The organism is Kitasatospora sp. NPDC023385 (assembly GCF_055664045.1).
On sequence record NZ_JBVOOL010000007.1, the window covers coordinates 26,274 to 50,859 of the forward strand.

Consider the following 24,586-nt stretch of genomic DNA (forward strand, 5'->3'; position numbering starts at 1 on the left):
GCTGATACGAAGTATTGACCGGGTACAAAAATGCTGCCATGGTGAGGGCGAGCCCGCCTGAGCGCACCTGCCGGGCCGAACTCCACTGACCCAGGGGGGACTTCCCTATGCCATCCGCCGCCTTGACCACACCCGCACCGATGACACCGGTCCGCCGTCAGCTCGCCATGCTGCTCTGCCTGGTCACGATCGTGCTGGCCGTGCTCGACATGAACATCGTGTCGGCCGCCACCGTGCCGATCGTCCGTGACCTCGACCCCGTCCACGGCGTCGACCGGCTGCCCTGGCTGGTCAGCGCGTTCTCGCTCGCCGCCACCGCGCTGCTGCCCCTGTACGGCAAGCTCTGCGACCTGTACGGCGCCAAGCAGGTGCTGATCGGCGCCCTCGCCACCTTCCTGCTCGGCTCCGGGCTGTGCGGGGCCGCGCAGTCGATGGGGCAGCTGATCGCGTTCCGGGCCGTCCAGGGCATCGGCGGCGGCGGGCTGATGAGCGTCACCATGGTGGTCATCGCCCACCTCAAGGACCCGCAGGAGCGCGGCGGCAAGGGCGGCGCGATGGGCGGGATCGTCGCGGGCTTCGGCATGGCGGTCGGCCCGCTGGTCGGGGCGCTGCTCACCGACCACCTGAGCTGGCGCTGGATCTTCTACGTCAACCTGCCGCTCGGCCTGTTCATCCTGGTCGGCGTCGCCCTGGTGGTCAGGCTGCCGCGGGCGGCCGGCCGCCGGAGCGTGGACTTCCCCGGCGCGGCCCTGGCTGCCGCCTTCGCCACCGGCCTGCTGCTGGTCACCGAGTGGGGCGGCAAGGACTACGGCTGGGCCTCCCCGGAGATCCTCGGGCTCGGCGCCGCCACCCTGGCCGCGCTCGGCCTGTTCCTGTGGCGCCAGGCGACCGCCGCCGAGCCGATCCTGCCGCTCGCGCTGTTCCGGATCCGCGCGGTGCGGCTCGGGTTCGCGATCCAGGGCCTGGTCGGGATGGCCATGACCGGCTCGATCGTCTACGTGATGCTCTACCTGCAGATCGCCCGCGGCGTCGCCCCGACCTCGGCCAGCCTCTACCTGATCCCGATGGCGGCCGGGATGACCGCCGCCGGTCTGCTGACCGGCCGGCTGACCGACCGCGGCCACTCGACCCGCACCTTCCTGGTGGCCGGCGCGGGCTGCGCGGCGCTCGCCCTCACCCTGCTCGGGCTCAGCGGGCCGGACACCGGGCTCTGGGCGGTGCTGGCCGAACTGGCCCTGCTGGGCTGCGGGATGGGCCAGCTGATCGGCAACCTGGTCACGGTGGTGCAGGAGGCCGCGCCCCGGCACCAGCTCGGCGTCGCGACCTCCGGGGTGCGCTTCTTCCAGACCCTCGGCAGCGCGCTCGGCGCGGCCCTGTTCGGCACCGTGCTGGCCCGGGCCTACGCGGCGGACGAGCCGGGGCGCACGCTCGGCTCGGTCCGCACCATCTCCGGCGCGGCCCGCGGGCACGCGCTGGCCGCCTTCACGGACGCCGTGGACGTGGTCTTCCTGTCGGCGGGCGGGGTGCTGGCACTGGCCCTGCTGCTCGCGCTGCGACTGCGGACGGACGGGGACGGCGGGGCCGGCGTGGACGGCGGCCGGGAGGCCGGGGTCGAAGGGGAGCGGCCGGTGCTCGCGGCCTGAGCGGTGGTCGGCAGCAGGGACCGTCGGCGGGAGGGCCGTCGGCAGGCGGGGCCCGGTGGACCGTGGGGGAGTCCACCGGACCCCGGGCTTTCCGGCGTCCGACGGGCCTCAGGCCCGGGCGGCCCACTCGGAGGCCAGGATCGCCCAGATCTCCTTGTCGTGGCGGACCCCGTCGTACAGGAACCACTCGCGCAGCACGCCGTCCCGCTGCATGCCGACCCGCTCGGCGACCGCCCGGCTGCGGGCGTTGGCGGCTGAGCACCACCACTCGGCGCGGTGCAGGCCGCGGGTGACGAAGGCGTAGTCGAGCAGCATCCGGACGGCGGAGGTGACCAGTCCGCCGCCCTCCCCGGCGGGCTCGGTCCAGGCGCCGATCTCGCAGATGCCGGACTTGGTGTCGAAGCTCACGAACATCACGCCGCCGACCAGGGTGCCGTCCAGCCAGATGCCGTAGATCCGCTTCTGGTCGGCGGCCTGGCCGTCGGCGTAGCGCTGCAGGGTGGCGCGGGCCGAGTCCAGGTCGGTGGAGAAGGTGGCCCAGGGGATCCACGGGTCGGTGTGGGCGCGGGCCCGGTCGATGTGGGCCAGGAACTCGGGGGCCTGCCACGGCTCCAGCGGGCGCAGTTCGGCGTGGTCGGTGAGCGGGACAGCAAACACGGGCGGGCCTTTCACGGGTGGTGCGCCGGTTGGTCGGAACCATTCATAACAAACGTTTGGTATGTACGATAGCCCCCATGACACCGGCCCGTGGAGATCATGAAGCCCGCCGCTCGGACGTGTCCGAAGGAGTGTGGCGAGTGCTGTCCAGCCGGGGCTTCGAGGGGCTGACACTGCGCGCAGTGGCCGCCGAACTGGGGGCCTCCACCGGGCTGTTGACGCACTACTTCCCCAACAAGCGGGCGCTGCTGAGCCATGCGCTGGAGGAACTGGACCGGCGCTCGGGCGCCCGGCCCCGGCGCGCCGCACCCGCCGACGGCAGCCCGCCGCCGCCCGCCGGACTGCCCCGGCTGCGGGCGGCCCTGCTCGACGTCCTCCCGCTGGACGGGGACTCCGCGGCCGGCAACCGGATCTGGGTCGGCTCCTGGGACCACGCCCTGGCCGATCCGGAGCTGGCCGCCGCACACGCGGGCCGCTACGCCCGCTCGCGGGTGGCGCTCACGGCGCTCGTCGCGGACGCCCAGCGGCTCGGGGAGCTCCCGGCGCAGGCCGATCCGACCGAACTCGCGGCGGGGGCGCAGGCCTTCGTGCTCGGGCTGGTGGTGCAGGCGCTGTTCGCCCCGGAGGAGTTCCCGGCCGAGCGGCAGACGGCCCTGCTGGACGCCTACCTCGCGGGCCTGACGGGCTGACGGATTGACGGAAGGCCGGCCGCCCGGGCGCGCGGTCCGGGCGTGCGGTCCCGGAAGGTGGTCCCGGAAGGTGGTCCGGCAGGTGTCCGGCTGTCCTCCCGGCCGCAATCAGGGATGTTCCGCGATGCGTTCCGGTAGGCGTTTCCCGGCGGGGCCGTTCCTGAGTGTTTCCTGGGAGTTCCCCGAGTGCTCCCGGGTGGGGGATTCGCCCGGGATTTCCGCCCTTTGCGGTGCCCGTGTGGATTGACCGGACCCTGCGATACCGGGCGCAATGGCCGAGGGTGGATTCCCGGGCGGGACGGCACGCATTGTCACGGGCCATAAGCGGTGGGTGCGTGTCCTTGCGGCGCGGACCCGAGCGGCTACGCGTTGTCGCGATCGCCGGGCCGGCCCGGGGAATTGCGTGGGTGGCGCCCCCAGCAGGATTCGAACCTGCGACCTACCGCTTAGAAGGCGGGTGCTCTATCCGCTGAGCTATGGGGGCGGGACGGACGGCGCCCGAGTGGGCGTGACCGTGGCCGGGATCGGGCGACGAGCGCCGGGGCGCGCGTTGTCCGGGCCCGTACCTGAGGGTGGGGGTGGGGGTTGGTGGGCCCTCGCCCTGTCGGGGACAGGATAAGGGTGTCCAGTTCCTCGGCCGGGTGCGACGACACCGTCGTTGGTGTGTCGGTTCGGTGGAGCGGTCCGATAATCGCAGGTGAAGACCGTGAGTGCAGCGGTCTGGGAGAGTTCCGCGCCGGACGTTGTGCAGTCGTTACGGGGCTGCCTCCTCACCCGTTATGGATTCGACACGGAGAATGTGCCGCCCGGGGCGCGGGTGGGGGCGTTAATCCCGGTTGTGCCGGTCGGATGACGTGCGCGGACGGTCCCCGAGGGGGTGTTCCGGCGGCCGTTGGCAGGGGTGGCGAGCAGCGGGTTTGTTGTCATGACCGCGAAGAAGCGGGCGGGAAGCGGCTCCCGGAGGCCGAAATTCACCCCTGCGAGTGACAACTGTTCCGCAGGCCCGAGTTATCCACAGGATTTCGGAAGTCAGTGGCCCGGATTTCTCCCGAAGTGCACGCTCAAGGCACACCGGTCGATTCCGTACGGTGCATCGGTGAGAACGGAGAGTGTGCTGTGAACGAGACGCATGTGACGGTGCTCGGCAATGTCGCGACGGAGGTCAGCTACGGGGAAACCGCCGGCGGGGTGCCGATGGCCAACTTCCGGCTCGGCTGCACCGAGCGGCGGTACGACCGGCAGCGCGAGTGCTGGGTCGACGGGGAGACGCAGTGGGTGACGGTGACGGCCTGGCGGGCGCTGGCGGTCAACCTGATCGGCTCGTTGGCGAAGGGTGATCCGGTGCTGGTGAGCGGTCGGCTGCGGGTGCGGGAGTGGGTGGAGGGGGAGGTGCGGCGCAGTCGGACCGAGATCGACGCCCGATCGGTCGGACACGACCTCACCCGTGGTACCACGGCGTTCCGTTGGGCGGCGGGGGTGCGCGGGCAGCCGACGGGTGGTGCGGGGCCGCTCGGGGCGGAGGTCGGGGCGGAGGCCGGGGGTGGGGCCGGAGCCGAGGTGGTGCCGGGGTGGATCGTGAGCGCGCTGGAGGCGCGCAGGGCTTCCGCCGCGGCTGCGGCGGCGCCCGCCGCGGTGGCCGCCGGCCCCGGTCCGCGGGCGCTGCCGCCGGGGCTGTCGGCGGTCGGAGGCCCGGGTGAGGTGGCCGGGGGTGGGCGGGGAGGTGAAGGGGCGGATGCGGTGAGCTGACCGGTCGGTGACCTTTCCTGTCGACAAATATGTTGATCGAGACGGTGGTTGCGCCCCCACGCGCAATACCCGGCCGATAACGGAAAATCCGCCGAGATTCTGGCTCGCCGTCAGCTTGTGTGGGACCTGCGGGGATTGATAACGATCCAGATACGGAATCGTCTTGATTTCGCATGGGGGTTTCGGGGCCCCTGGGGGTCAATAGGATGCGTCTGGTTCATACCCGCAGCAGTGCCACAGTGGGCACGCGCGGCACGGCAAGTCGGCCGGTCGCCCCATCGGAGCGGACTGGCCCGGAGGGATCCCAGATGTTCCAGAGGCAGGGGCGGAGTCTGTCCCGGATAACCGCTGTCATGCTCACGACCGGCTTGGCGGTGGGCGGAGGCCTGTTCGCGGCCGGTGCGGCGGTCGCGGCGGACACCCCGGGTTCGGGCGTGACCGCGGTGGTGCAGAACACGATGCTCGGCGAGAAGATCGACGTCGAGGGCGAGGGCACCGTCGACGGCGGCCTCTTCACCCTCAAGACCGCCGACGGCGAGCTGCAGACCTACTGCATCGACTTCGGCTTCCCGGTCGACATCCGGAAGAAGATCCAGTACCAGGAGTCCGACTGGGCCTCCAGCTCCCTCGGCGACAAGAACAAGGTCGAGGCGGCCGCCAAGATCCGCTGGATCCTGGAGAACTCCTACCCGCAGGTCAAGGACCTCACGGCGCTCGCCAAGGCCGCCGGCGCGGGCAGCCTGACCGCGGAGGACGCCGCCGCGGGCACCCAGGCCGCGATCTGGAAGTACTCGGACGGCAAGAACGCCACCCCGCGCAGCGCCGGCGCCGCCAAGCTGCGCGACTACCTGACCGGTGGCGCCAACAAGGGCATCGCCGCCGAGCCCAAGCCCTCGCTGACCCTGACCCCGGACTCGGTCTCCGGCAAGTCCGGCGCCAAGCTCGGCCCGTTCACCCTGAACTCCAGCGCCGCCGAGGTGAAGCTGGCCGTCAGCGGTGACGCCGCCGACAAGGTCAAGCTGCTCGACAGCACCGGCAAGCAGGTCGGCGCCGCCCTGTCCGGCCCGATCGCCAAGGACACCCAGCTGTTCCTGGACGTGCCGGCCGGCACCCCGGACGGCTCGGTCGCGCTGAACGCCAGCGCCTCCACCGTCGTGCCCAGCGGCCGCGTCTTCCTCAGCAAGGGCTACACCCGCGACGAGCACAGCCAGACCATGATCCTGGCCGGCTCCAGCAAGCTCAACGTCGCCGCCGCGGCCAAGGCCACCTGGAAGCAGGGCAAGGGCGCGCTGGTCGACAGCACCGCCAAGGTCGAGTGCGCCAACAACGGCGTGCGGGTCTCCGTCACCAACGGTGGCGACGAGGCCGGCACCGTCACGGTCGGCAAGCAGCAGGTGACCGTCCAGCCCGGCAAGACCGAGAGCGTGCTCGTCCCGGTCGCCGAGAAGACCGGTTACAAGATCGCCGTGACCGGCCCGAACGGCTACAGCCGTGACTTCGAGGGCGTGCTGGACTGCAAGACCGGCACCGGCAGCGGCACCGGCACCCCGAGCTCCGGCCCGTCCACCCCGGCCGCGAGCGGCAGCCCGTCGGCCGCGCCGTCCGGCTCCCCGAGCACCGGCGCCGGCCAGCCGACCCCGGCGACCACCAGCGCCGCCCCCGGCACCGGTGGCCTGGCCCAGACCGGTGCCAATGACTCGACCCCGATCCTCGCCGCCGTCGCCGGTGGCCTGGTCGTGGCCGGTGGCGCCGCCGTCTTCGTCCTGCGCCGCCGCGGCCGCCACGGCCGCACCACCGCCTGACCCGCTCCGCGAGCCCCGGGGCACTGAGCTCCCGGGGCGCCGACCTCAAGAGGCGCTGACCTCCTGAGGCCCCGGCGCAGAGCCCGGCCCGGCCCCCGCACCCGCTGCGGGAGGCCGGGCCTTCGCGTTGCCGGGGACAGCCGGACGCGGGAGCCGGACGCGGGGGCCGGAACCGGGGGCCGGACGGGGGGCCGCACGCGGGGGCCCCGCCCCGGGCAGTGTCAGCGGCGGGGCGCGGATACCCCGGTGGGGCACCCCGGCGGTTCGGGGCCCGCGGCCGGGTGCGGCACAATGGAACGCTGCAAGCCGAATACTCCCGACGACGCCGGAGCGATCTCACGTGGCGGAATACATCTACACGATGCGCAAGGTGCGCAAGGCGCACGGAGACAAGGTCATCCTTGACGACGTGACGCTCAGCTTCCTCCCCGGGGCGAAGATCGGCGTCGTGGGCCCCAACGGCGCGGGCAAGTCCACCGTGCTGAAGATGATGGCCGGCCTGGAGCACCCCTCCAACGGCGACGCCTTCATCTCGCCCGGTTACACCGTCGGCATGCTGCTCCAGGAGCCGCCGCTGGACGAGTCCAAGACCGTTCTGGAGAACGTCGAGGACGGCGTCAAGGAGATCAAGGGGAAGCTCAACCGCTTCAACGAGATCGCCGAGCTGATGGCGACCGACTACTCGGACGCGCTGCTGGACGAGATGGGCAAGCTCCAGGAGGACCTGGACCACGCCAACGCGTGGGACCTGGAGGCCCAGCTGGAGCAGGCCATGGACGCGCTGGGCTGCCCGCCCGGCGACTGGGCCGTCACCAAGCTCTCCGGTGGCGAGAAGCGCCGCGTGGCGCTCTGCAAGCTGCTGCTGGAGGCGCCCGACCTGCTGCTCCTCGACGAGCCCACCAACCACCTGGACGCCGAGTCGGTGAACTGGCTGGAGCAGCACCTGGCCAAGTACGCCGGCACCGTCGTCGCCGTCACCCACGACCGGTACTTCCTGGACAACGTGGCCGGCTGGATCCTGGAGCTCGACCGCGGCCGCGCGATCGGCTACGAGGGCAACTACTCCACCTACCTGGAGTCCAAGCAGTCCCGGCTCAAGGTCGAGGGCCAGAAGGACGCCAAGCGCGCCAAGCGGCTCAGGGAGGAGTTGGAGTGGGTCCGCTCCAACGCCAAGGGCCGCCAGGCGAAGTCCAAGGCCCGTCTGGCCCGCTACGAGGAGATGGCGGCCGAGGCGGACAAGATGCGGAAGCTGGACTTCGAGGAGATCCAGATCCCGCCGGGCCCGCGTCTGGGCAGCGTCGTCATCGAGGTGGAGAACCTCAACAAGGCCTTCGGCGAGAAGGTCCTGATCGACGACCTGAGCTTCACCCTGCCGCGCAACGGCATCGTCGGCATCATCGGCCCCAACGGCGCCGGCAAGACCACGCTGTTCAAGATGCTCCAGGACCTGGAGACCCCGGACTCCGGCCTGGTCAAGGTCGGCGAGACGGTCAAGATCAGCTACGTCGACCAGTCGCGCGCCAACATCGACCCGAAGAAGACCCTCTGGGAGGTCGTCTCCGACGGCCTGGACTGGATCAACGTCGGCCAGGTCGAGATGCCGTCCCGCGCCTACGTGTCGGCCTTCGGCTTCAAGGGCCCGGACCAGCAGAAGCCGGCCGGCGTGCTGTCCGGCGGTGAGCGCAACCGGCTGAACCTGGCGCTGACCCTCAAGCAGGGCGGCAACCTGCTGCTCCTCGACGAGCCCACCAACGACCTGGACGTCGAGACGCTCTCCTCGCTGGAGAACGCCCTGCTGGAGTTCCCCGGCTGCGCCGTGGTCATCTCCCACGACCGCTGGTTCCTGGACCGGGTGGCCACCCACATCCTCGCCTACGAGGGCGAGAGCAAGTGGTTCTGGTTCGAGGGCAACTTCGAGTCCTACGAGAAGAACAAGATCGAGCGGCTCGGCGCCGACGCCGCCCGTCCGCACCGGGCCACGTACAAGAAGCTGACCCGAGGCTGACATCCAGCTGTCACCGCGGCCCGGCAGACTGCCCTCCGGGGCGGCCTGCCGGGCCGCGGCCCGCCGTCACCGTCCGCCACCGCCGTCCACGCGGCGGCGGGCGACCGGACACCGAGGAGAACCCGTGGCCCGCCACATCTACGCCTGCCCGCTGCGCTGGTCCGACATGGACGCCTTCGGGCACGTCAACAACGTCGTCTTCCTGCGCTACCTGGAGGAGGCCCGGATCGACTTCATGTTCACCCAGGCCGCCGCGGCCGGCGCCGGGGAGTTCGCGGGCGGTTCGGTGGTGGCGCGCCACGAGATCGATTACAAGCGTCCGCTGGTGCACCGGCCGGAGCCGGTCACCGTCGAGACCTGGGTGACGAAGATCGGCGGCGCCTCGCTGACCGTCTCGTACGAGATCAAGGACGTGGACGAGGACGGCACCGACATCGTGTACGTCCGGGCGTCCACCGTGGTCGTCCCCTACGACCTGGCCGAGGGCCGGCCGCGCCGGATCTCGCCCGTGGAGCGGGAGTTCCTCAGCCGCTTCGTGGACGAGGCGCCCGTCGCCGTCGCCGTCTGACCGCTACCCGACGATTCGAGCTGAGCCGCGTTGACCATCACCGCCCGCCTCGCCCTGGCCGATGCCGGGGAGGCCGCCGACCTCGCCGCGTTCCTGCTGCGCCTGCTGCGCTTCGACAAGGCGGCGGCCGTGCGCCTGCAGGCGGTCGGCCCGGGGGCGGACGACGGCGTGCTGGCGGTCTTCGGCCGGCTGCCGCTGGGCGGTTCGGGCGCGCTGGCGATCCGCACCGCGCGGCTGGGCGGCCTCGCCGAGCCGGTGGACCTGACCGCCTCGGCGGGCCAACTGCTGGACGGCGTGGACGCGGAGGCGGGCACCGTCGCGCTGCCCGCGCCGGTGACCGGCCCGGCCTGGGCCGGGCTGCTGCCGCCGCGCACCGGCTGGCGGCCGGTCGGCGAGCCGCCGGCGGCCGAGGTGTACCCGGAACTGATGGCCGGGGTGCGGGAGTTCCGTGAGCGCAGCGAGGCCGTCCCGGCGCACCACCGGACCCGTGCGGTGCTGGACGCGCTGGCCGACGAGATCTGGTCCCGCCCGGTGGCGGTGCTGCCGGAGCTGCCGCTGCGGGCGGTGCACGCCGCGTACGTGATCGGCTTCCTGAAGCCCGGCGCCCCGCTGACCGTGCACCGCGTGGGCGGCTGGCTGCGGCTGAGCGCCCCGGCGGGCTCGGTGGCGGTGCGCACCGCGGGCGGGCCGGGGGCGGGGCTCGGGCTCAGCCCGCTTCGGTAGGTCAGCCCTCGGTGTTGATCATCGAGGCGGCGGCGTAGGTCAGGTAGTCCAGCAGCTGCCGCTCGTGCTCCTCGGGCAGCTCCAGGCTCGCGAGGGCCGCCCGCATGTGCGTCAACCAGGCGTCGTGGGCCGCGCGGTCGACCTTGAACGGCGCGTGCCGCATCCGCAGCCGGGGGTGGCCGCGGCGGTCGCTGTAGGTGCGCGGGCCGCCCCAGTACTGCATCAGGAACAGCGCCATCCGCTCCTCGGCCGGGCCGAGGTCGCCCTCGGGGTACATCGGGCGCAGCAACTCGTCCTCGGCGATGCCCTCGTAGAACCGGTGGGCCAGGCGCCGGAAGGTCGGCTCACCGCCGACCTGGTCGTAGAAGGTCTCCTCGCTCAACGTGCCCTGCCGGATCTCTCTCACCCGACCATGGTCGCAGACGCCGACGGGGCCGTACACCGGGACCAAGGGCGTACGACCCCGTCGGGACGGGCGGTCGAGTGGACGGCGGTCAGTGGAGCGCCGTTAGTCGAGGGCGATCAGTGCAGAGCGGTCAGTGCGGGCGGTCAGTGCGGGCGGTCAGCGGAGCGCGGTCAGGCGTCTTCCCACTTGAACAGCTTCCAGGCGATCGCGGTCAGCACCGCCGCGAAGAGCAGCAGGCCGCCCATGGTCGGCAGGGCGTCCATGACGCCGCCGCCGCGGGTCAGCACCGACTGGGCGGAGTTGACCAGGTAGTGCAGCGGCATGACCTTGGAGACGGTCTGCAGCCAGCCCGGAGCGCCGTCCAGCGGGAAGAACGAGCCGGACAGGAAGGACATCGGCAGCACGATGACCTGCGAGATGCCGCTGGCGGCCTCCTCGGTCTTGGCAACCGAGCCGGCCAGCAGGCCGATCGACATGAAGGCGAGCGTCGCGCAGGCCACCAGCGGGATGACCAGCCACCAGTCGCCGGTGAGTTTGAGCCCGAAGAAGCTGGTGGCGACGACCAGGAAGACGGTGCTCTGCAGGAGTGCGGTCACCAGGGAGACCACGATCCGGGAGCTGACGACCGTGCCCGCGCTGATCGGGGCCAGCCGCAGCCGGCGCAGCACCTTGGTCTTGCGCCAGTTGACCAGGGTCAGTGCGGCGCCGAAGACCGCGCCGGTGGCGACGGCCCAGCCGAGCAGGCCGGGGGTGAGGAACTGGATCGGCTTGAGCGACTTGTCCTCGACCTGCTGGGCGTCCAGCACGTAGGCCGGCGGCCGGCCGGTGGCGGCCTGGTTGGCGCTCTGGACGACGGAGTCGAGGATGCCCTGGAGCGCGCCGGCGCGGACGGTGTCGGCGGCGCTGTAGCGCAGTTCGACCTTGCCGTCCGGGCCCTGCGTGATCATCGCGTCGTAGTCGCCCTTGCGGACCTTCTCCAGTGTGGCCGACGCGTCGTCGGTCCTGGTGATGGTGAGGACCTTGTCCAGCCCGGCCCGTTCGCCGCCCTGGATCGAGTCGAACAGCTGCACCGCGCCGACCTGCGCCACCTTGGCGTGCGGGCTGCCGGAGCCCTTGGTCACGCTGCCGAAGAAGACCAGGAACACCAGCGGGAAGAGCAGGATGAAGAAGGTCGCGGTGCGGTCGCGCTTCATGCCGAGCAGCATCGCGCGGGACAGGCTCCAGAACGCGCTGACCCGTTCCCGGTCCCGTTCGCCGGCGGCGCCGGCCGAACCGCCCCGCACGGCGGGGTCCTTCGGCTCGGTGGGGGTGGTGGCGGTCATGCGCGGAACTCCCGTCCGGTCAGCTGGAGGAAGACGTCCTCCAGGGTGGCGCCGCGCACTTCGAGGCCGCGCAGCGCGTTCTGCTCGGCCAGGACGCTGAGCACCGGGGCCGGAAGGCGGGTCGAGACGGAGAGCGAGACGGTGTCGTCCTCCAGGCTGGCGAGGTCGGCGCCGGCCTCGGTGAGCAGCGCGCGGGCCCGGTCGAGCGGCAGTTGGCCGGAGGCCACGCTGATCCGGACGGTGTCGTCGATCTCGCGGATCAGCGCCGCCGGGGCGCCGGTGTGCAGGATCTTGCCGTGGTCCATGATCGAGACCCGGTCGCAGAGCACCTCGGCCTCGTCCAGGTAGTGCGTGGTGAGCACGACCGTGCGGCCCTCGGCGTTGATGTCGCGCAGGAGGTCCCAGAGGTTGCGCCGGGCCTGGGGGTCCAGGCCGGTGGTGGGCTCGTCCAGGAAGACGAGTTCCGGGTCGTGGGCCAGTGCGCAGGCGATCGACAGGCGCTGGGCCTGGCCGCCGGACATCTGGTCGGTGAGCGTCGCGGCCTTGTCCGCGAGGCCGACCCGCTCCAGCATCGCGTCGGCCCGCTTGGGGCCGACCCCGTAGAACGACGCGAAGGTGCGGATGGTCTCCCGGGCCGTCAGTTTCCGGAAGAAAGCGGAGGCCTGGAACTGCACGCCGATTCTCGGCAGCAGTTTCGGATTGCGCGGCCAGGGAGCCATCCCCAGCAGCTCGATCCGGCCCTCGTCCGGTTTGCGGACGCCTTCCAGGATCTCCATCGTGGTGGTCTTCCCGGCGCCGTTGGGGCCCAGGATCCCGTAGAACTCGCCGGCCTCGACGGTGAAGGACACCCCGTCGACGGCCTGCACATCCCCGTACCGCTGACGGATGCCGTCGGCGGATATAGCTGCAGTCATGTGCCCTGAGAATAGGGCTTTCGAGGGCTCCTGTGCACATCGCCGACGGTGAATTTGGAGGTTCTTTGAGGATTCGCAGAAAACCGGGCCGGGCGGATGTCGAATTCCGCCCGGCCCGGCCGGATTTGTCGCCGACGGCGCCTCGGGGCTTCCGCCTGACGGTGCCTCGGTTCGTTGCCTGACGTACCCTCAGGCGGGTCGGGTCAGGCGCGGTGCACCGTGATGGTCGTCCAGGCGCCGATGTGGATCCGGTCGCCGTCGTTCAGCGGTACGGCGGTGTGCGGCGCGATCGGCTCCGCGCCGCCGTTCACGGTGGTGCCGTTGGTGGAGTCCTGGTCCACCAGCACCCAGCTGCCGTCGGCCTGTTCGGCGAGCAGGGCGTGCTGGTGCGAGGCGCCCGGGTCCTCCGGCGGGACGGACAGGTCGATCTCCGGGACGGTGCCGCGGTGCTGGCTGCGCCGGCCGATCCGCAGCTGGCCGCGGCCGGTCAGCGGGATCCGGCGCTCGGGGCAGTACGGCGGGAAGAACAGGCCGGCCGCCTCGGGGCCGCTGCGGGCCATCATGTCGGTGAAGTAGTCCCGGTCGGCCGCGATCACGGCGATCCAGTTGGTCCGCACCGGCTCGGCCGGGCCCGCCCCCTGGTGGGGCGGCTGGGACTGCGGCGGGGCCAGGTGGAAGGAGGTGCCGAAGTCGCCGCCGCGGTTGTTCGGGCCGGGGCCGGCGGGCTGGGCGTACACCGGGCCGGAGTCCTCGCGCGGCTGGGCCTCGGGGAAGGCGCCCTCGGGCGCGGGCCGCTCCTGGCCGGCGCCGGGCGCGGGGGGCGGATAGCCGTAGGTGTGCGGCTGGTCCGGGGCGTGCGGCTGCTGCGGGACGGGCGGGGCGACGGCGGCCTGCTGGGCGGCCGGGGGCTGCCCGGCCGCCTGCTGCCCGTACGGCGGCTGGCCGTACGGGGGTTGTGGCTGCTGCTGGGGCTGCTGCGACTGCTGGGGTTGCTGGGGCTGTTGAGGGGTGCCGCCGTACGCCGCCGGGATGTTCAGCGGCGGCGGCTGGGCGGGGCCGGGTGCGGGCGCGCCGGCGGCCGGGGCCTGGCGGCGCGAGGGCGCGGACAGCTCGTAGTCGTAGCCGCACTCCTCGCAGAACCGTCCGGTCTGCGGGCTGCGGCAGATCGGGCAGACCGGCAGGCCCTCGGTGAGGCCCTGCGGCGCGGGCGGCGGGAAGGCTCCGGGTGGCGGGTAGGCGCCCGCGGGCATCGGCGGCATCGGCGGCGCGCCGTAGGGCGCACCGCCGTGCTGCCCGTACCCGGCGGGCGCGCCGGCGGCGGGGTCGGTGCCGGGGGCTCCCGGGTAGCCCGCGGCGGCGCCGTGGGCCGGGGCCGGCGGGGTCATCGGGAAGCCGCAGAAGTCGCACCAGTCCTCGGCCTGCGACTCGTGGCCCCTCGGGCAGATCGGCATCAGGTCCCCCTCGTTTCGGGCCGGCACGGTGCGGCGTCGTGCCGGGGCGCCGGCCCGGCCACGTCTTCAGCGGTCACTTCTTCACACGTACCGTCTTGGTCGACCGGGTCTCAAGGGTCATCGAGTCGGCCTCGCTCACGTTCTTACGGAACCGAACCGTACCCTCCTTCGGGTCCACCACGTCCACCACCTTCTGCAGCAGCTTGTAGGTGCCCTCGTTCCCCGCCGCGTGCGCGATCCGGACGGCGGCGCCCAGCTTGGCGGTGGCGGTGTCGACGTCCCCGGCGCGGTGGGCCTCCAGGCCCTCCTGGATGGAGGAGGCGAGCTCGGCCTGCCCGGTGTAGTGGGCGACCTGCGGGCTGATCCGGGTGGAGGAGGCCAGGTCGTCGGTCCAGACCGCCTTGACCAGGCCCTGGCCGAGCACCTCGGGGGTGCCGCCGCCGACCTGCGGGGGCAGCACCAGGCTGATCCGGGCGGCGAGCATCTCGTTGCCGACGGAGGCGGCCGGGACCTCGACGCAGACGTGGTAGTCGCGGCTCTCGTCGCCCCAGGAGCCGGTGGGGTAGTCGCCGGCCCGGGGCCCGGCCTCGGCGCGGCGGGCGGTCAGGTCCTCCACCGCGGGGGCGACCTGCTTGACGAACTTGACGGTGGCGTTGGCCGGGGTCCAGATCCGCAGCGCGACGTCGGCGACCTGCTTGCCCATGGCGCCGGCCATCATCGAGCGGAAGTCCTCGGCGAGACCGGAGGGTTCGGCGACGATGTCGACGGTGCCGAGCAGCGCGGAGGAGATCGTGCGCAGCTCGTCGATGCGCCAGTCGGTGCCGACGCCCCGGCAGTCGGCGGTGAAGTGGCCGGTGACCCGCTCGATGTTGCGGGCCAGGTCCGCCGCCGACTCGTGCTCGTTGTTGCCGTCGGTGAGCAGGATCGCGTGCCGGATGGCGATGTCGCGGCGGGTGAGGAACAGCTTGTCGGCCTTGGCGAGCCAGCTGCCCATCGCGGTGCCGCCGGCGGCGTTGAGGCGGCGCAGCGACTCCTTGGCCTCCTCGCGGGTGGTCGCGGAGGCGGTGGCGAGCGTGCCGTCGCCGGGGTAGATGTCGCGGGCCTCGTGGGTGCCGGCGACCACGGCGAAGGCGGTGCCGTCGCGCAGCGCGTCGATGGCGGCGGCGGTGGCCTCCCGGGCGCCGTGGATCTTGGACTTGGGGTAGTCCATCGAGCCGGAGCAGTCCACCAGGATCACCACGGCCGCCTCGGAGCCGGTCGGGCCGGCGTCGGCGATCCCGAGCGGGCGCCCGCCGGAGGTGCCGCCGCCGGTCGCGGTGACGGTGACGATGGCGTTGACCTCGCGGGCGCCGTCGGCCAGGTACTCGTTCTGGAAGATCTCCACGTCGAACCTGGGCAGGTTCGGCTTCGCCAGTGTTGCCATGGGGCGGTCGGCTCCCGTCGGGTGAGGGGGTGGACGTGATCAGGACGGTGGGGCGGTCCGCCGGCCCGGGCGGTCGGATGCTCGGGCCGGCGGGCCGTGGCGCCGTGGCGCCGTGACGTCCGGCGGGCGGTCGGGTCGCCGGACGGTCAGGCCGTCGGCGGGTGCGACGGCTGCGGCGGGACGGGCGGTGCGGCGGCGGGCACCGGCGGGACGGCGGGCGGTGCGGGCGGTGCGGGCGGCGTCGGCGGGGCGACGGGCGGCAGCGGGGCGGCGGGGGAGCCGATCACCGGGATGTCCGGCAGGGTCGGCTCGTAGTCCTCGTCGTCCTCGTAGCCCTTCGGAACGCCCGGAGCAGCCTGACCGCCCGGAGCGGCCTGACCGGCCGGGCGTGCGGTGATCACCGGCAGGTCCAGCGCGGTCGGCGTCTGCTCGGCCTCCTCGACGGCGGGCGGGTCGATCGGCAGCACGGCGACCGTGATGTTGTCGTGGCCGCCGGCGGCGACCGCGAACTTCACCAGGGTCTGCGCCGTGGCGAGCGGCTCGGTGCGGGCGTCCGGCCGGACGTAGTACGCCAGGTCGGTGGCCGCCTCGGCGTAGTTCCACAGGCCGTCGGTGCAGATCAGCACGACCCCGGGGACGTGCGGAGTGAAGTCGAGGGTGTGCGGCACGACCTCCTCGGCGTCGGCGCCGAGCCAGCCGGTGATCGCGTGGGCGCGCGGGTCGGCGTACGCCTCGGCCTCGCTCATCAGGCCGGCTTCGACCATCCGGGCCGCCCAGGAGTCGTCCTGGGTGAGCCGGAAGGGCTCGGCGGCGGCGCGGTCGTCCGGGATCCAGTACGCCCGGGTGTCGCCGACCCAGCCGATGGTGACCCGGCCGCCCGCCGCTATCGCGCTGACGTAGGTGCAGGCGGGCGCGTTGAGGTCGGGCCGGGTGGGGCCGGCGCCGTCGGTCGCGAGGTCGGCGACGGCCTTGGCGGCGTCGGCGATGGCCGCGCGCATCGCCTCGGTGGCGTCCCGGCCGCCCTCCAGCGAGGTCAGCAGGGACTCGGAGGCGCAGTCCACGGCGGTCGCCGAGGCCTCGTCCGGGCGGTCGGAGGAGGAGACGCCGTCGCACACCACGGCGACGACGACCGGCTCGCCGCCGGGTAGCGAGGTCGCGGCGACGGTGAAGCTGTCCTCGTTGCGGTGGTGGCGCACGCCGCGGTCGCTGACGCCGGCGACGCCGCCGAGCGCCTTCTCCATGTGGTCGCGCGGGCGCGGCTGGGCGCCGCCGCAGCCCTCGCAGTAGCCGTCCGCGGTGACCTGCGGCTGCCCGCAGTGCACGCAGACGGGCCCGCGCTGCTGCGGTACGGCCTCGCCCCGGGCGGCGGCCCAGCCGGTGGGCATCGCGCCCGGGGCCGCCCGGCCGTCCCGGCTGGTCCCGCAGGAGCCGCAGTAGGCGTCCTCCGGGTCCATCGGCTCGGAACAGCTCGGGCACTCGGTCTGCTGCGGCATCGGCTACACCCACGTCCTGGGACGGGCTCGGTTGGCCCGTTCCACCATCTCGATCCTGGTCTCCGCCCGGTCGGCCAACCGGGCGAGTACCCGGTAGGACTGTTCCAGGGCGAAGCGCAGTTCCCGCTCCTGTGCGGGACGTCCCAGCACCACCGGCTCGCCGGCCTGGCGGGCGCCGGCCGAACCGGCGCCGACCCAGCCGAGGGCCGCGCCGAGCACCTCGACGGCGAGCTCCTCGCGGCGGCGGTCGTCCAGTCGCAGCGCGGTCAGCTGGGCGGAGCTCGCGCCGAGGTCGGCGGCGAGTTCGTCGGTGGCGGCGCGCTCGCGCAGCCGGGCGCGGACGGCGGCGATCCGGGCGGCGGTGTAGTGGCTGGAGGTGGCCGGGACGGATTCCAGGGCGTGGACGGCGCCGGCCCGGTCGTCGCCGGCGAGCCGGACCCGGGCCAGCCCGAAGGCGGCGCTCAGGTAGGCGTGGTCGGTGGCCCACACCAGCCGGTAGAACTCGGCCGCGTCGCCGCCGTCGCCGAGCAGTTCGGCGCAGATGGCGAGGGCCAGCTTGGGCGCGGCCTCGCCGGGGAAGGCGTCGTAGACGGCGTCGAACGCCTCGGCGCCCGCCCGCAGTTCGGCTTCGCCGTAGCGTTCGGTGCGGCCTTCGGCGCGGCCTTCGGTGCGGCCTTCTGTACGGCCTTCGGTGTGGCCTCCGCCGTGGCCTTCCGGGTGCTCTTCGGCAGGGTCCGCGGAGGCGCTGACCAGGGCGGTGAGGCCGCGGTACCAGACGACGCGCCAGTCGTCCGGGTGGTCGTGCTCCAGCTCGTCGAGGCGGGTCAGGGCGTCGCGGTGGCGGCCGAGTTCGAGCAGGGCGCGCAGTTCCCGCAGCCGGCTCTCCACCGAGACGGCGGGTGCGCCGGCCAGGGCGGCGAGCGCCTCCTCGGGGTCGGGGGAGAGCAGGGTGGCGAGGAAGCCGGCGTTGGGGTCGGTCGGGTCGACCCGGGGGATGGGCAGGGCGAGGGCGGCGGCGGCCGGGTCCAGGGCGGTCACCCGCAGCTGTCCGGGCTGCTCGGCAGGCAGCACCAACTCGGTGTCCACGACGCGCAGTTCGGGACCGAAGAGGGTGGACATGGCGGGGTAGGGCCGGTCGTTCTGGAGGGCCAGGATCTCCCGCAGGACGCCGGTGAGCTGGTCGGCCATCTCCTCGGCGGAGGCGAAGCGGCGGGCCGGGTCCGGGTCGGTGGCGCGGACCAGCAGGCGGTAGTACGACTCGTACCGGGCGAAGACCTCGACTTCCTCGGGGCCGGGCAGCGAGTCCCGGTAGGTGCCGCTGTAGCCCTGGAAGTCGAAGGTGAGGACGGCGAGGGTGCGGGCCACGGTGTACAGGTCGGAGGCGGGGGAGGGGCCGTCGGTGGCGATCTCCGGGGCCTGATAGCCGATGGTGCCGTAGATCGGGCCGTCGTCGTCGAGGCGGCGGACGGCGCCCATGTCGATGATCTTCAGCGCGTCGCCGCTCTGGATGGCGTTGTCGATCTTGAAGTCGCAGTACACCAGGCCCCGGCCGTGCAGGTAGCCCAGGGCCGGCAGCGCCTCCAGCGCGTACGCGATGGCCTGCTCGACGGGCAGCGGCTCGCGCCGGCCGTCCGGGGTGCGGCGGTCGTTGGCGATGTCCTTGAGCGACTTGCCGCCGACGTACTCCATGACGATGTAGCCGTCGGTGGCGCCGGTGCGCAGGTCCGGGTGCTCGGCGAAGTTGATGATGCGGACGATGTTGGGGTGGTCGACCTCGGCCAGGAAGCGCCGTTCGGCGACGGCCACGGCCAGCGCGTCCTCGTCCCCGGTGTCCAGCAGGCCCTTCAGCACCACCCACTTGTCGTTGACCCGCCGGTCCACCGCCAGGTAGATCCAGCCGAGCCCGCCGTGCGCGAGGCAGCCCACCACCTCGTACTGCCCGCCGACCAGGTCGCCGCGGCGCAGCTTGGGCGTGAACGAGTACGGCGTGCCGCACTTGGTGCAGAAGCCGTCCGGGCGGCCCGGGCGGCCGTTCTTCTCCCGGCCCACCGCGGCCTCGCACTTGGAACAGAAGCGCTTGCGCTCGGGCACCTCCGGGTTGGTGAGCACCGCCCGGGCCGGGTCGGCCGTCTCGACGGTCGGCACGGTGACCAGGCCGGCGCCGAGCCGGTTGCGGGTGCCCGCGCTGGTGCTGCCCCGGGCGGAGCGCACCGAGACCGAGCGGCTGCTGCCGGTGCGGGTCGAGCGGTGCGAGCGGGAACGGCCGGACATCGAGCGGGCGGAGCCGGTGCGGGCCGACATCGAGCGGACCGAGCCGCTGCGGCCGGAGTCGGGGGAGAGCCGGGCGGCGGGCACGTAGGGCTGGGTGGCGCCGGTGTCGTGGCCGGGCGGGGTCAGGCCGCACTCGTCGCAGTAGCCGTCCGCGTCGATGCTGCCGGAGCAGTCGCGCGGGCAGGGCGACCCGGGGCCGGCGGCGGCGGGTGTTCCCGACGGTGCTCCGGTCGGTGTTCCCGACGGTGCTCCGGTCGGTGTTCCCGACGGTGCTCCCCCCGTGGACGGCCCGGCGGTCCCGGTGGTTCCGGTGGTTCCGGCCGCCGGGGCCAGCCCGCACTCGTCGCAGTAGCCGTCGGCGTCGATCCTGCCGCTGCCGGAGCAGTCCGGCCGTCCGCACGTCTCGCCCATCAACCTCAGCCCCCCTGAACCTGTCCGTCGACCGGCGACTGGCCGGCCGCCTCCTGAGTCTGCGCGGCCTCGGTCTCGACCTGGGCCGGCCGCAGCGACTGCTGGAACCGGGCCACCGCGGCGGCCGCCGCCCGCAGGTCGCACGGCGCGCTCCAGAGCAGCCAGCGCGCCTTCTCGTACCGTTCGATCACTTCCGGGTCCTCGGAGACCCGCAGCCGGGCCGCCATCGCCTTGTACGCGTCGAGCCGGCCGCGCAGCTCGGCGCGGACGGCCAGCGGCTGGGTCACCTCGGTGAGCGACTGCCGGGCCCGGCCCAGCTCCTTGGCGGCGGCGTCCTCCAGCGCGTCCAGCAGCGGCGCCAGCCGGCCCCACTGCCCGCTCTGGCGCAGGTCCAGCGCCGTGACGATCCGTTCGCGCAGCGCCGACGCCGGGCCGGGCACCGCCGGGACGTCGCTGGACGCTATCTTCGCCAGCACCTCGCCGCGCGCCCGGCGGGCCTCGGCCAGCGTGGCGTCGGCCCGCTGGAGCAGCTCGCCGACGCCCTGCAGCCGTTCCTCGGCCTCGTCGCGCAGCCGCAGCAGGTCCTCCAGCTCCACCCGGACGCCGTCCAGTGCCCGTCCGGCCCGGTCGAAGCGCTCGGTGTCCACCACCCCGGCCGGCCCGGCGTAGGCCGACCCCTCCGGGACGGTGCCGCGCTGGGCGGGCACCCGGGCCGGGCGCCACAGCGCCAGCGGGTCGCCGCGGACCTCGGTGCGCAGCTCGGTGAGGTCCTTCTCCAGGCCGGCCAGGTCGTCGCCGATGGGGTGGTTGCCGGTGCGCACGCCGAGCGAGGCGGCCAGGGTGCGCACCCGGTGGAGTTCGGCCAGCAGCAGGTCGATCCGGGCGGGCAGCGCCGACCAGACGGCGTCGGCGGCGCTGACCACCTCCAGCACGGTGGCGTACCAGGAGTTCATCCGGGCCATCAGGGCGTCCAGGCTGATCCGTTCGACCAGCTTGGCGGGCGCGCCGAGCAGCTGCGGCCCGTCCGGTACGGCGCCGCCCGGGACGGTCACCGCGTCGCCGGTCAACAGTTCGCTCAGCTCGGCGAGTTCGGGCGCGCCGGGCTTGGCCTTGCGGGCCCGTACGGCGCGCGCCGAGGCCAGCGCCTCCGAGTAGCGGTCGAACAGCGCCCAGAGCAGCGGCAGGCCCCTCCCGGCGACGGACCACTGCTCCAGGGTGCGCCCGGCCAGCTCGGCGCCGTCCAGCAGCCGCAGGCCCGGGTGGTCCTGCAGGGCGAGCAGCGCCGACTCGACCGCGTCCCGGTCCGCGCCGAGGCGCGCGAGCGCGCGGTCCACTTCCTCCCGGCTCAGTACCGGGCCAGCCGATGCCGCCACCGCGGTGTCCTTCCTTCCTCGCGTGCGATCCCGCCGCGCGTCACGTGCCCGACGTGCCCGTTGTGCCCGACGTGCGATCCCACGACATCCCCCCGTGTCCACCACCGGTCTCCCCGTGGTGATCGTCCCGAACCCTAGCCGGTGGCCGTTCGGGCGGGTCGGGCGCGGGGCGTGATGGCCGTGCCGACGCCCCGGGCCCGCCCGCCGCACCGCCGGTTCAGCGGGTGCCCGGCCAGTAGTGGTCGGCGTCGCCGGGCATGTACGGCTTGAGCCAGCGGTCGTACGAGCGGGCCCAGTCGCCGCGCGCGTAGTAGTCGGCCAGCACCTGGTTGACCCGGGCGGTCAGGTCGGGGGTGTCCTTCAGCATGGCGATGCCCATCACCTCCGGCTGCGCCTCGCCGTCCACCATCCGCACGGTCTGGTCCTGGGCGGCCTGGCCGGCGGCGAGGCCGGTGTCGGTCATGGTGGCGTCGACCTTGCCGAGTTGCATCAGGACGAGGCAGTCCAGCTGGTTCTCCACGGTGACGACCTGCCGGGCGGTCTTCCTGCCCGTGACCACGGCCTGGGCGGTGGAGCTGTCGGCGGCGCACACCGTCCGGTCCTTGATCGCGTCGTCGATGGTCTTCGCCGGGGAGGACTTGGGGACCAGGACGCGCTGGGTGGTGTTGAAGTACGGCTTGGAGAACGCGACGTCCTCCATCCGCTTGCAGTTGATCGTCATGGTGCGGACGACCAGGTCGACCCGGCCCTTCTTGACGGCGTCGACCCGGTCGGCGGTCGCCACCGGCTTGAGCACCACCTTGTCCGGGTCACCGATGATGGCGGTGCCGATCGCCCGGGCGAGGTCGATGTCGAAGCCCTCGATCTGGCCGGTGTTCGGGTTGCGGGCGCCCCAGCGGTAGCTGTTCTGGTCCACGCCGATCACCAGGCTGCGCTTGGCCTTGATGGCCTTCACCGCCGGGCCGTCCTCGCTGCTCGGCGGGACGCTCCGGTAGACGTCGCAGGTGTCGTCGGCCGGCCCCTGCTCCTGCTGCGCCGCCTGGGGCGCGGCGGCCCCGGCGGTCGGAGCGGCGCCGACCGGGCCGCCCCCGGTGAGTACGACGGCGCCGGCCGCCAGCAGGGCGAGGGCCGCGGCGGGCCTGGTCCGTACGGTTCTCGTGAAGGTCCTCGTGGCGGTTCTCGTGACGGTCCTTGTGACGGTTCTGGTGCGCATCTGTCGGTCCTCCCCTTTACCGGTACTCGGCGAGTCGCCGGCCCAGGCCCCGCAGCGCGGCGGCGGCGGCCAGCAGGCCGAGCAGCGCGGCCGCGACGGCGGTGGTGCGCAGGTCCCCGGCGGTGCCGTCGGCGGCCTGCGAGAAGCGGTCCTGTTCGGTGTCGGCGGCCCGGGCGAGCGCCTTGTCGGTGGCGATGAAGGCGGCGTCGGCGGTGGCCGGGTCGGCCGTGGCGGTCACGGTCGCGTCCAGGGCGCCCTGGTAGTCGGCGTTGCCCGTCTCCAGGGCGCGGGCCGCGTCGTGCCGCCTGCGCCACTCGTCGAACTGCTTCGCCGCGTCCTGGACGCTCGGCTGGGCGGCCGGCGGCGCGAGCCGGACGGCCTCCGGGAGGGAACCGTCGTTGCGGCCCGGCGGGAGGTCCTTGGTGCCGGCCAGGTGCGCGGTGGCCTTCGCCCACTGGTCGGCGTACTTGGTGGTCGAGCCGCGGGCCACGAAGTGCAGGTTCTCCGACAGCCGGGCGGTCAGCACGTCCACCCGGGCGGAGTTGAGGGCCAGCAGCGGGGTCGCGCCCTCGCGGTCGCTCTGCTTGAGCGCCGCACTGATGGTCAGCCCGGTGACGGTCAGCCAGAGCGCGCCGGCCAGCACGGCGGCGGTCGCGCCCAGCAGCCCGATGTTGAACACCCGGTTGGTGCGGCGGAACAGCGTCAGCTGTACCCAGGCCAGCGCGGCCAGGGTGACCGCCGCCAGGCCGTACGCCGCCCACGGCACCGACTTGGCGGCGGCGTAGTCGCCCGCCAGTTCCCCGTTCTCGACGGCGCCCAGCTCGGCGGCGGCCGGCAGCAGGACGGTCTGCATCTGCTCGGAGGCGTACCGCAGGTAGGCGCCGCCGAGCGGGATGCCCTGCCGGTTGTCGGCCCGGGCGCTCTCCACCAGCCCGGCGTACACCGGGAGTTGCTGGTTCAGCCGGGCGAGCGAGTCCTGCGCGGGGGAGGTCGCGGTGGTCCGGGCGGCGGCCTGGGCGATCAGCTTGGCGGCGGTGGCGAGGTCCTGCTCGTAGCGGTCGCGGACGTCCTTCGGCTCGGCTCCCGCGAGCAGGAAGCCGGACGCCGCGGTGGTGGCGGCGTCGGCCAGGCTCCGGTGGATCTCGGCGGCGTCCCGGCTGAGCGGCTGGCTGTACGAGACGACCCGGTCGGCGGCCTGCGCCCTGGTCTCCAACTGCCAGGCGGTGAGGCCGCCGAAGGCCACCGTGAGGACGGCGAGCAGCACCCCGGCCAGCCGCAGCCGGCCGGGCGCGGTGCGGGTGGCCTCCGCGAGCCGGGCGCGGACGCCGGTGGCGAGGGCGCCGGTGCGGGCGCCGGTGGTGCGGACTCCGGTGGCCGTGCGGGGGCGCCGGGCGGGCGCCCCGCCGGGTCTGGGCGCCGGAGCGGTGCCGGTCCTCGCCTGCGGTGCCGGTGCCGTGGTGGCCGCTGCGCCCGGCGGCTGGTTCGGCCGTGCCGGGATCGCGGCGCCCGGTGCGCCGTTGCCTACTGGTGTCGCCACCCGCCTCATCCTCCCCTGGGGCCTGGCCCGTTCCCCGGGGCCCGGCCGATGGCAGCAGTATGGCCGCGACTCCCCCCGGCCACACCCGACTTGCGCCGATCTTGAGCATGTCGTGCACGGTTTCCGCACGCCCGCGCACGGTCCCGGCCCCGGCCGTCCACGGAGCCGGCGAACCGTCCGACGCGGCCCGCACCCTACGCGGTTCCCCGAACCGGGCGGAGCGCGGGGGTCCGTTTGCGGGCGCGCGCTCCCGGGTGCGGCACCCCCTCCCTCCGTACCATGGGCGCATGCGCCTGCTTGGAACGATCTCGCCCGACCGCCCGCTGCTCGTCATCGCCGCCCGCGAGGAGGCCGCCCACCTGGACGGCCGACTTCCCGTGCTGCTCACCGGGATGGGGAAGGTCAACGCCGCCGCCGCGCTGGCCGCCGTCCTCGCCCAGGGGGAGAAGCCCTCCGAGGTGATCAACCTCGGCACGGCCGGTGCGCTGCGCCCCGGCTGGGAGGGCACCCACCACGTGGTCCAGGTGATCCAGCACGACCTCGACACCGCCGCCCTGCAGGCGCTGACCGGGCGGCAGTACGGCGCGCCGCTGGTGATCGGCAAGGGCGACGGACCGGTGCTGGCAACGGGCGACCTGTTCGTCTCCGACGGCGCGGCCCGCGACCGGCTAGCCGAGCACGCCGACCTGGTCGACATGGAGGGCTACGCCGTCGCCACCGTCGCCCACCGGGCCGGCGTGCCGGTGCGGCTGGTCAAGCACGTCAGCGACGAGGCCGGGGACGGCGCCGCGCACAGCTGGCGGGAGTCGGTCGACGACTGCGCCCGGCACCTCGCCGACTGGGTGGCCGCGCAGGGCTGGTGACGGATGACCGGTGACGGCCCGTCGGGGCGTCTCGAATTCGGTTCCCCGGCGCGCCGCCGATGGTTAGGGTGACGCG

At 73.7% G+C, this 24,586-nt stretch carries 19 protein-coding genes and 1 tRNA gene; 8 read left to right on the forward strand and 12 right to left on the reverse strand.

Annotation, left to right across the window (positions count from 1 at the left end; all coding sequences use genetic code 11):
• Nucleotides 1-140 precede the first annotated feature (140 nt).
• Nucleotides 141-1,643 (forward strand): MFS transporter, encoded by a 1,503-nt coding sequence (locus tag AC0B61_RS13395; RefSeq protein ID WP_471740787.1) that lies wholly within the window; start codon nucleotides 141-143, stop codon nucleotides 1,641-1,643.
• Between the two features lie 108 nt (nucleotides 1,644-1,751).
• On the opposite strand, the gene AC0B61_RS13400 is transcribed toward AC0B61_RS13395, so the two are convergent.
• Entirely contained in the window at nucleotides 1,752-2,300 is a 549-nt protein-coding gene (locus AC0B61_RS13400) for a GNAT family N-acetyltransferase (RefSeq protein ID WP_471740788.1), read from the reverse strand.
• Between the two features lie 77 nt (nucleotides 2,301-2,377).
• On the opposite strand from AC0B61_RS13400, the gene AC0B61_RS13405 reads away from it, so the two are divergent.
• Nucleotides 2,378-2,989 carry a TetR/AcrR family transcriptional regulator gene (locus AC0B61_RS13405; RefSeq protein ID WP_471740789.1) on the forward strand — a complete coding sequence of 204 codons (612 nt, stop codon included), beginning with the start codon at nucleotides 2,378-2,380 and terminating at the stop codon, nucleotides 2,987-2,989.
• A 408-nt stretch (nucleotides 2,990-3,397) separates the two neighbouring features.
• Here AC0B61_RS13405 and AC0B61_RS13410 read toward each other — a convergent pair.
• Nucleotides 3,398-3,473: transfer RNA gene (locus AC0B61_RS13410), tRNA-Arg, on the reverse strand.
• Nucleotides 3,474-4,105: 632 nt separating this feature from the next.
• On the opposite strand from AC0B61_RS13410, the gene AC0B61_RS13415 reads away from it, so the two are divergent.
• The 5 genes from AC0B61_RS13415 (at nucleotide 4,106) to AC0B61_RS13435 (ending at nucleotide 9,833) form a co-directional block, all read left to right on the forward strand.
• Nucleotides 4,106-4,735, forward strand: a complete 630-nt coding sequence (locus AC0B61_RS13415) for a single-stranded DNA-binding protein (RefSeq protein WP_471740790.1) — start codon at nucleotides 4,106-4,108, stop codon at nucleotides 4,733-4,735.
• Nucleotides 4,736-5,088: 353 nt separating this feature from the next.
• Nucleotides 5,089-6,537: a Cys-Gln thioester bond-forming surface protein gene (locus AC0B61_RS13420; protein ID WP_471740791.1), complete on the forward strand. Its 1,449-nt coding sequence runs from the start codon at nucleotides 5,089-5,091 to the stop codon at nucleotides 6,535-6,537.
• Between the two features lie 340 nt (nucleotides 6,538-6,877).
• A complete protein-coding gene (gene ettA / locus AC0B61_RS13425; RefSeq protein ID WP_471740792.1) occupies nucleotides 6,878-8,542 on the forward strand; it encodes an energy-dependent translational throttle protein EttA in 1,665 nt (554 codons plus the stop codon).
• 124 nt (nucleotides 8,543-8,666) lie between these two features.
• On the forward strand, nucleotides 8,667-9,110 hold the full coding sequence (locus AC0B61_RS13430) for an acyl-CoA thioesterase (protein ID WP_471740793.1): 444 nt from the start codon (nucleotides 8,667-8,669) through the stop codon (nucleotides 9,108-9,110).
• A gap of 36 nt (nucleotides 9,111-9,146) precedes the next feature.
• On the forward strand, nucleotides 9,147-9,833 hold the full coding sequence (locus AC0B61_RS13435; protein ID WP_471741039.1) for a DUF8185 domain-containing protein: 687 nt from the start codon (nucleotides 9,147-9,149) through the stop codon (nucleotides 9,831-9,833).
• Nucleotide 9,834: 1 nt separating this feature from the next.
• Here AC0B61_RS13435 and AC0B61_RS13440 read toward each other — a convergent pair whose 3' ends face one another.
• From AC0B61_RS13440 to AC0B61_RS13485, 10 genes are all read right to left on the reverse strand, one after another.
• A complete protein-coding gene (locus AC0B61_RS13440; protein WP_471740794.1) occupies nucleotides 9,835-10,239 on the reverse strand; it encodes a globin in 405 nt (134 codons plus the stop codon).
• A gap of 170 nt (nucleotides 10,240-10,409) precedes the next feature.
• The gene (locus tag AC0B61_RS13445; protein ID WP_471740795.1) at nucleotides 10,410-11,561 is read right to left on the reverse strand and encodes an ABC transporter permease; all 1,152 of its coding nucleotides are present in this window, start codon (nucleotides 11,559-11,561) and stop codon (nucleotides 10,410-10,412) included.
• The gene (locus AC0B61_RS13450) at nucleotides 11,558-12,475 is read right to left on the reverse strand and encodes an ABC transporter ATP-binding protein (RefSeq protein WP_471740796.1); all 918 of its coding nucleotides are present in this window, start codon (nucleotides 12,473-12,475) and stop codon (nucleotides 11,558-11,560) included. The genes AC0B61_RS13445 and AC0B61_RS13450 overlap by 4 nt, the downstream gene beginning before the upstream one ends.
• A 203-nt stretch (nucleotides 12,476-12,678) precedes the next feature.
• Nucleotides 12,679-13,926, reverse strand: coding sequence for an FHA domain-containing protein (locus tag AC0B61_RS13455; protein WP_471740797.1), 1,248 nt, complete (start codon nucleotides 13,924-13,926; stop codon nucleotides 12,679-12,681).
• A 73-nt stretch (nucleotides 13,927-13,999) separates the two neighbouring features.
• A complete protein-coding gene (locus AC0B61_RS13460; RefSeq protein WP_471740798.1) occupies nucleotides 14,000-15,349 on the reverse strand; it encodes a vWA domain-containing protein in 1,350 nt (449 codons plus the stop codon).
• A gap of 146 nt (nucleotides 15,350-15,495) precedes the next feature.
• Nucleotides 15,496-16,842, reverse strand: coding sequence for a protein phosphatase 2C domain-containing protein (locus AC0B61_RS13465; RefSeq protein WP_471740799.1), 1,347 nt, complete (start codon nucleotides 16,840-16,842; stop codon nucleotides 15,496-15,498).
• A gap of 3 nt (nucleotides 16,843-16,845) precedes the next feature.
• Entirely contained in the window at nucleotides 16,846-19,524 is a 2,679-nt protein-coding gene (locus AC0B61_RS13470) for a tetratricopeptide repeat protein (RefSeq protein ID WP_471740800.1), read from the reverse strand.
• Between the two features lie 5 nt (nucleotides 19,525-19,529).
• The gene (locus AC0B61_RS13475; RefSeq protein ID WP_471740801.1) at nucleotides 19,530-20,897 is read right to left on the reverse strand and encodes a hypothetical protein; all 1,368 of its coding nucleotides are present in this window, start codon (nucleotides 20,895-20,897) and stop codon (nucleotides 19,530-19,532) included.
• 217 nt (nucleotides 20,898-21,114) lie between these two features.
• Complete coding sequence (locus AC0B61_RS13480) at nucleotides 21,115-22,110, reverse strand: glutamate ABC transporter substrate-binding protein (RefSeq protein WP_471740802.1); 996 nt, start codon at nucleotides 22,108-22,110, stop codon at nucleotides 21,115-21,117.
• 16 nt (nucleotides 22,111-22,126) lie between these two features.
• Nucleotides 22,127-23,647, reverse strand: a complete 1,521-nt coding sequence (locus AC0B61_RS13485) for a hypothetical protein (RefSeq protein WP_471740803.1) — start codon at nucleotides 23,645-23,647, stop codon at nucleotides 22,127-22,129.
• A gap of 287 nt (nucleotides 23,648-23,934) precedes the next feature.
• Here AC0B61_RS13485 and AC0B61_RS13490 point away from each other — a divergent pair, with 287 nt between their 5' ends.
• Nucleotides 23,935-24,510 (forward strand): nucleosidase, encoded by a 576-nt coding sequence (locus AC0B61_RS13490; protein ID WP_471740804.1) that lies wholly within the window; start codon nucleotides 23,935-23,937, stop codon nucleotides 24,508-24,510.
• Nucleotides 24,511-24,586 lie beyond the last annotated feature (76 nt).

What these genes read in the sequence shown, in the direction of transcription:
- AC0B61_RS13445 (WP_471740795.1), bottom strand. Translation starts at nt 11,561, where the DNA reads ATGACCGCCACCACCCCCACCGAGCCGAAGGACCCCGCCGTGCGGGGC.
- AC0B61_RS13470 (WP_471740800.1), bottom strand. Translation starts at nt 19,524, where the DNA reads ATGGGCGAGACGTGCGGACGGCCGGACTGCTCCGGCAGCGGCAGGATC.
- AC0B61_RS13405 (WP_471740789.1), top strand. Translation starts at nt 2,378, where the DNA reads ATGACACCGGCCCGTGGAGATCATGAAGCCCGCCGCTCGGACGTGTCC.
- AC0B61_RS13460 (WP_471740798.1), bottom strand. Translation starts at nt 15,349, where the DNA reads ATGGCAACACTGGCGAAGCCGAACCTGCCCAGGTTCGACGTGGAGATC.
- AC0B61_RS13450 (WP_471740796.1), bottom strand. Translation starts at nt 12,475, where the DNA reads ATGACTGCAGCTATATCCGCCGACGGCATCCGTCAGCGGTACGGGGAT.
- AC0B61_RS13455 (WP_471740797.1), bottom strand. Translation starts at nt 13,926, where the DNA reads ATGCCGATCTGCCCGAGGGGCCACGAGTCGCAGGCCGAGGACTGGTGC.
- AC0B61_RS13420 (WP_471740791.1), top strand. Translation starts at nt 5,089, where the DNA reads ATGCTCACGACCGGCTTGGCGGTGGGCGGAGGCCTGTTCGCGGCCGGT.
- AC0B61_RS13465 (WP_471740799.1), bottom strand. Translation starts at nt 16,842, where the DNA reads ATGCCGCAGCAGACCGAGTGCCCGAGCTGTTCCGAGCCGATGGACCCG.
- AC0B61_RS13395 (WP_471740787.1), top strand. Translation starts at nt 141, where the DNA reads ATGACACCGGTCCGCCGTCAGCTCGCCATGCTGCTCTGCCTGGTCACG.
- AC0B61_RS13490 (WP_471740804.1), top strand. Translation starts at nt 23,935, where the DNA reads ATGCGCCTGCTTGGAACGATCTCGCCCGACCGCCCGCTGCTCGTCATC.
- AC0B61_RS13480 (WP_471740802.1), bottom strand. Translation starts at nt 22,110, where the DNA reads ATGCGCACCAGAACCGTCACAAGGACCGTCACGAGAACCGCCACGAGG.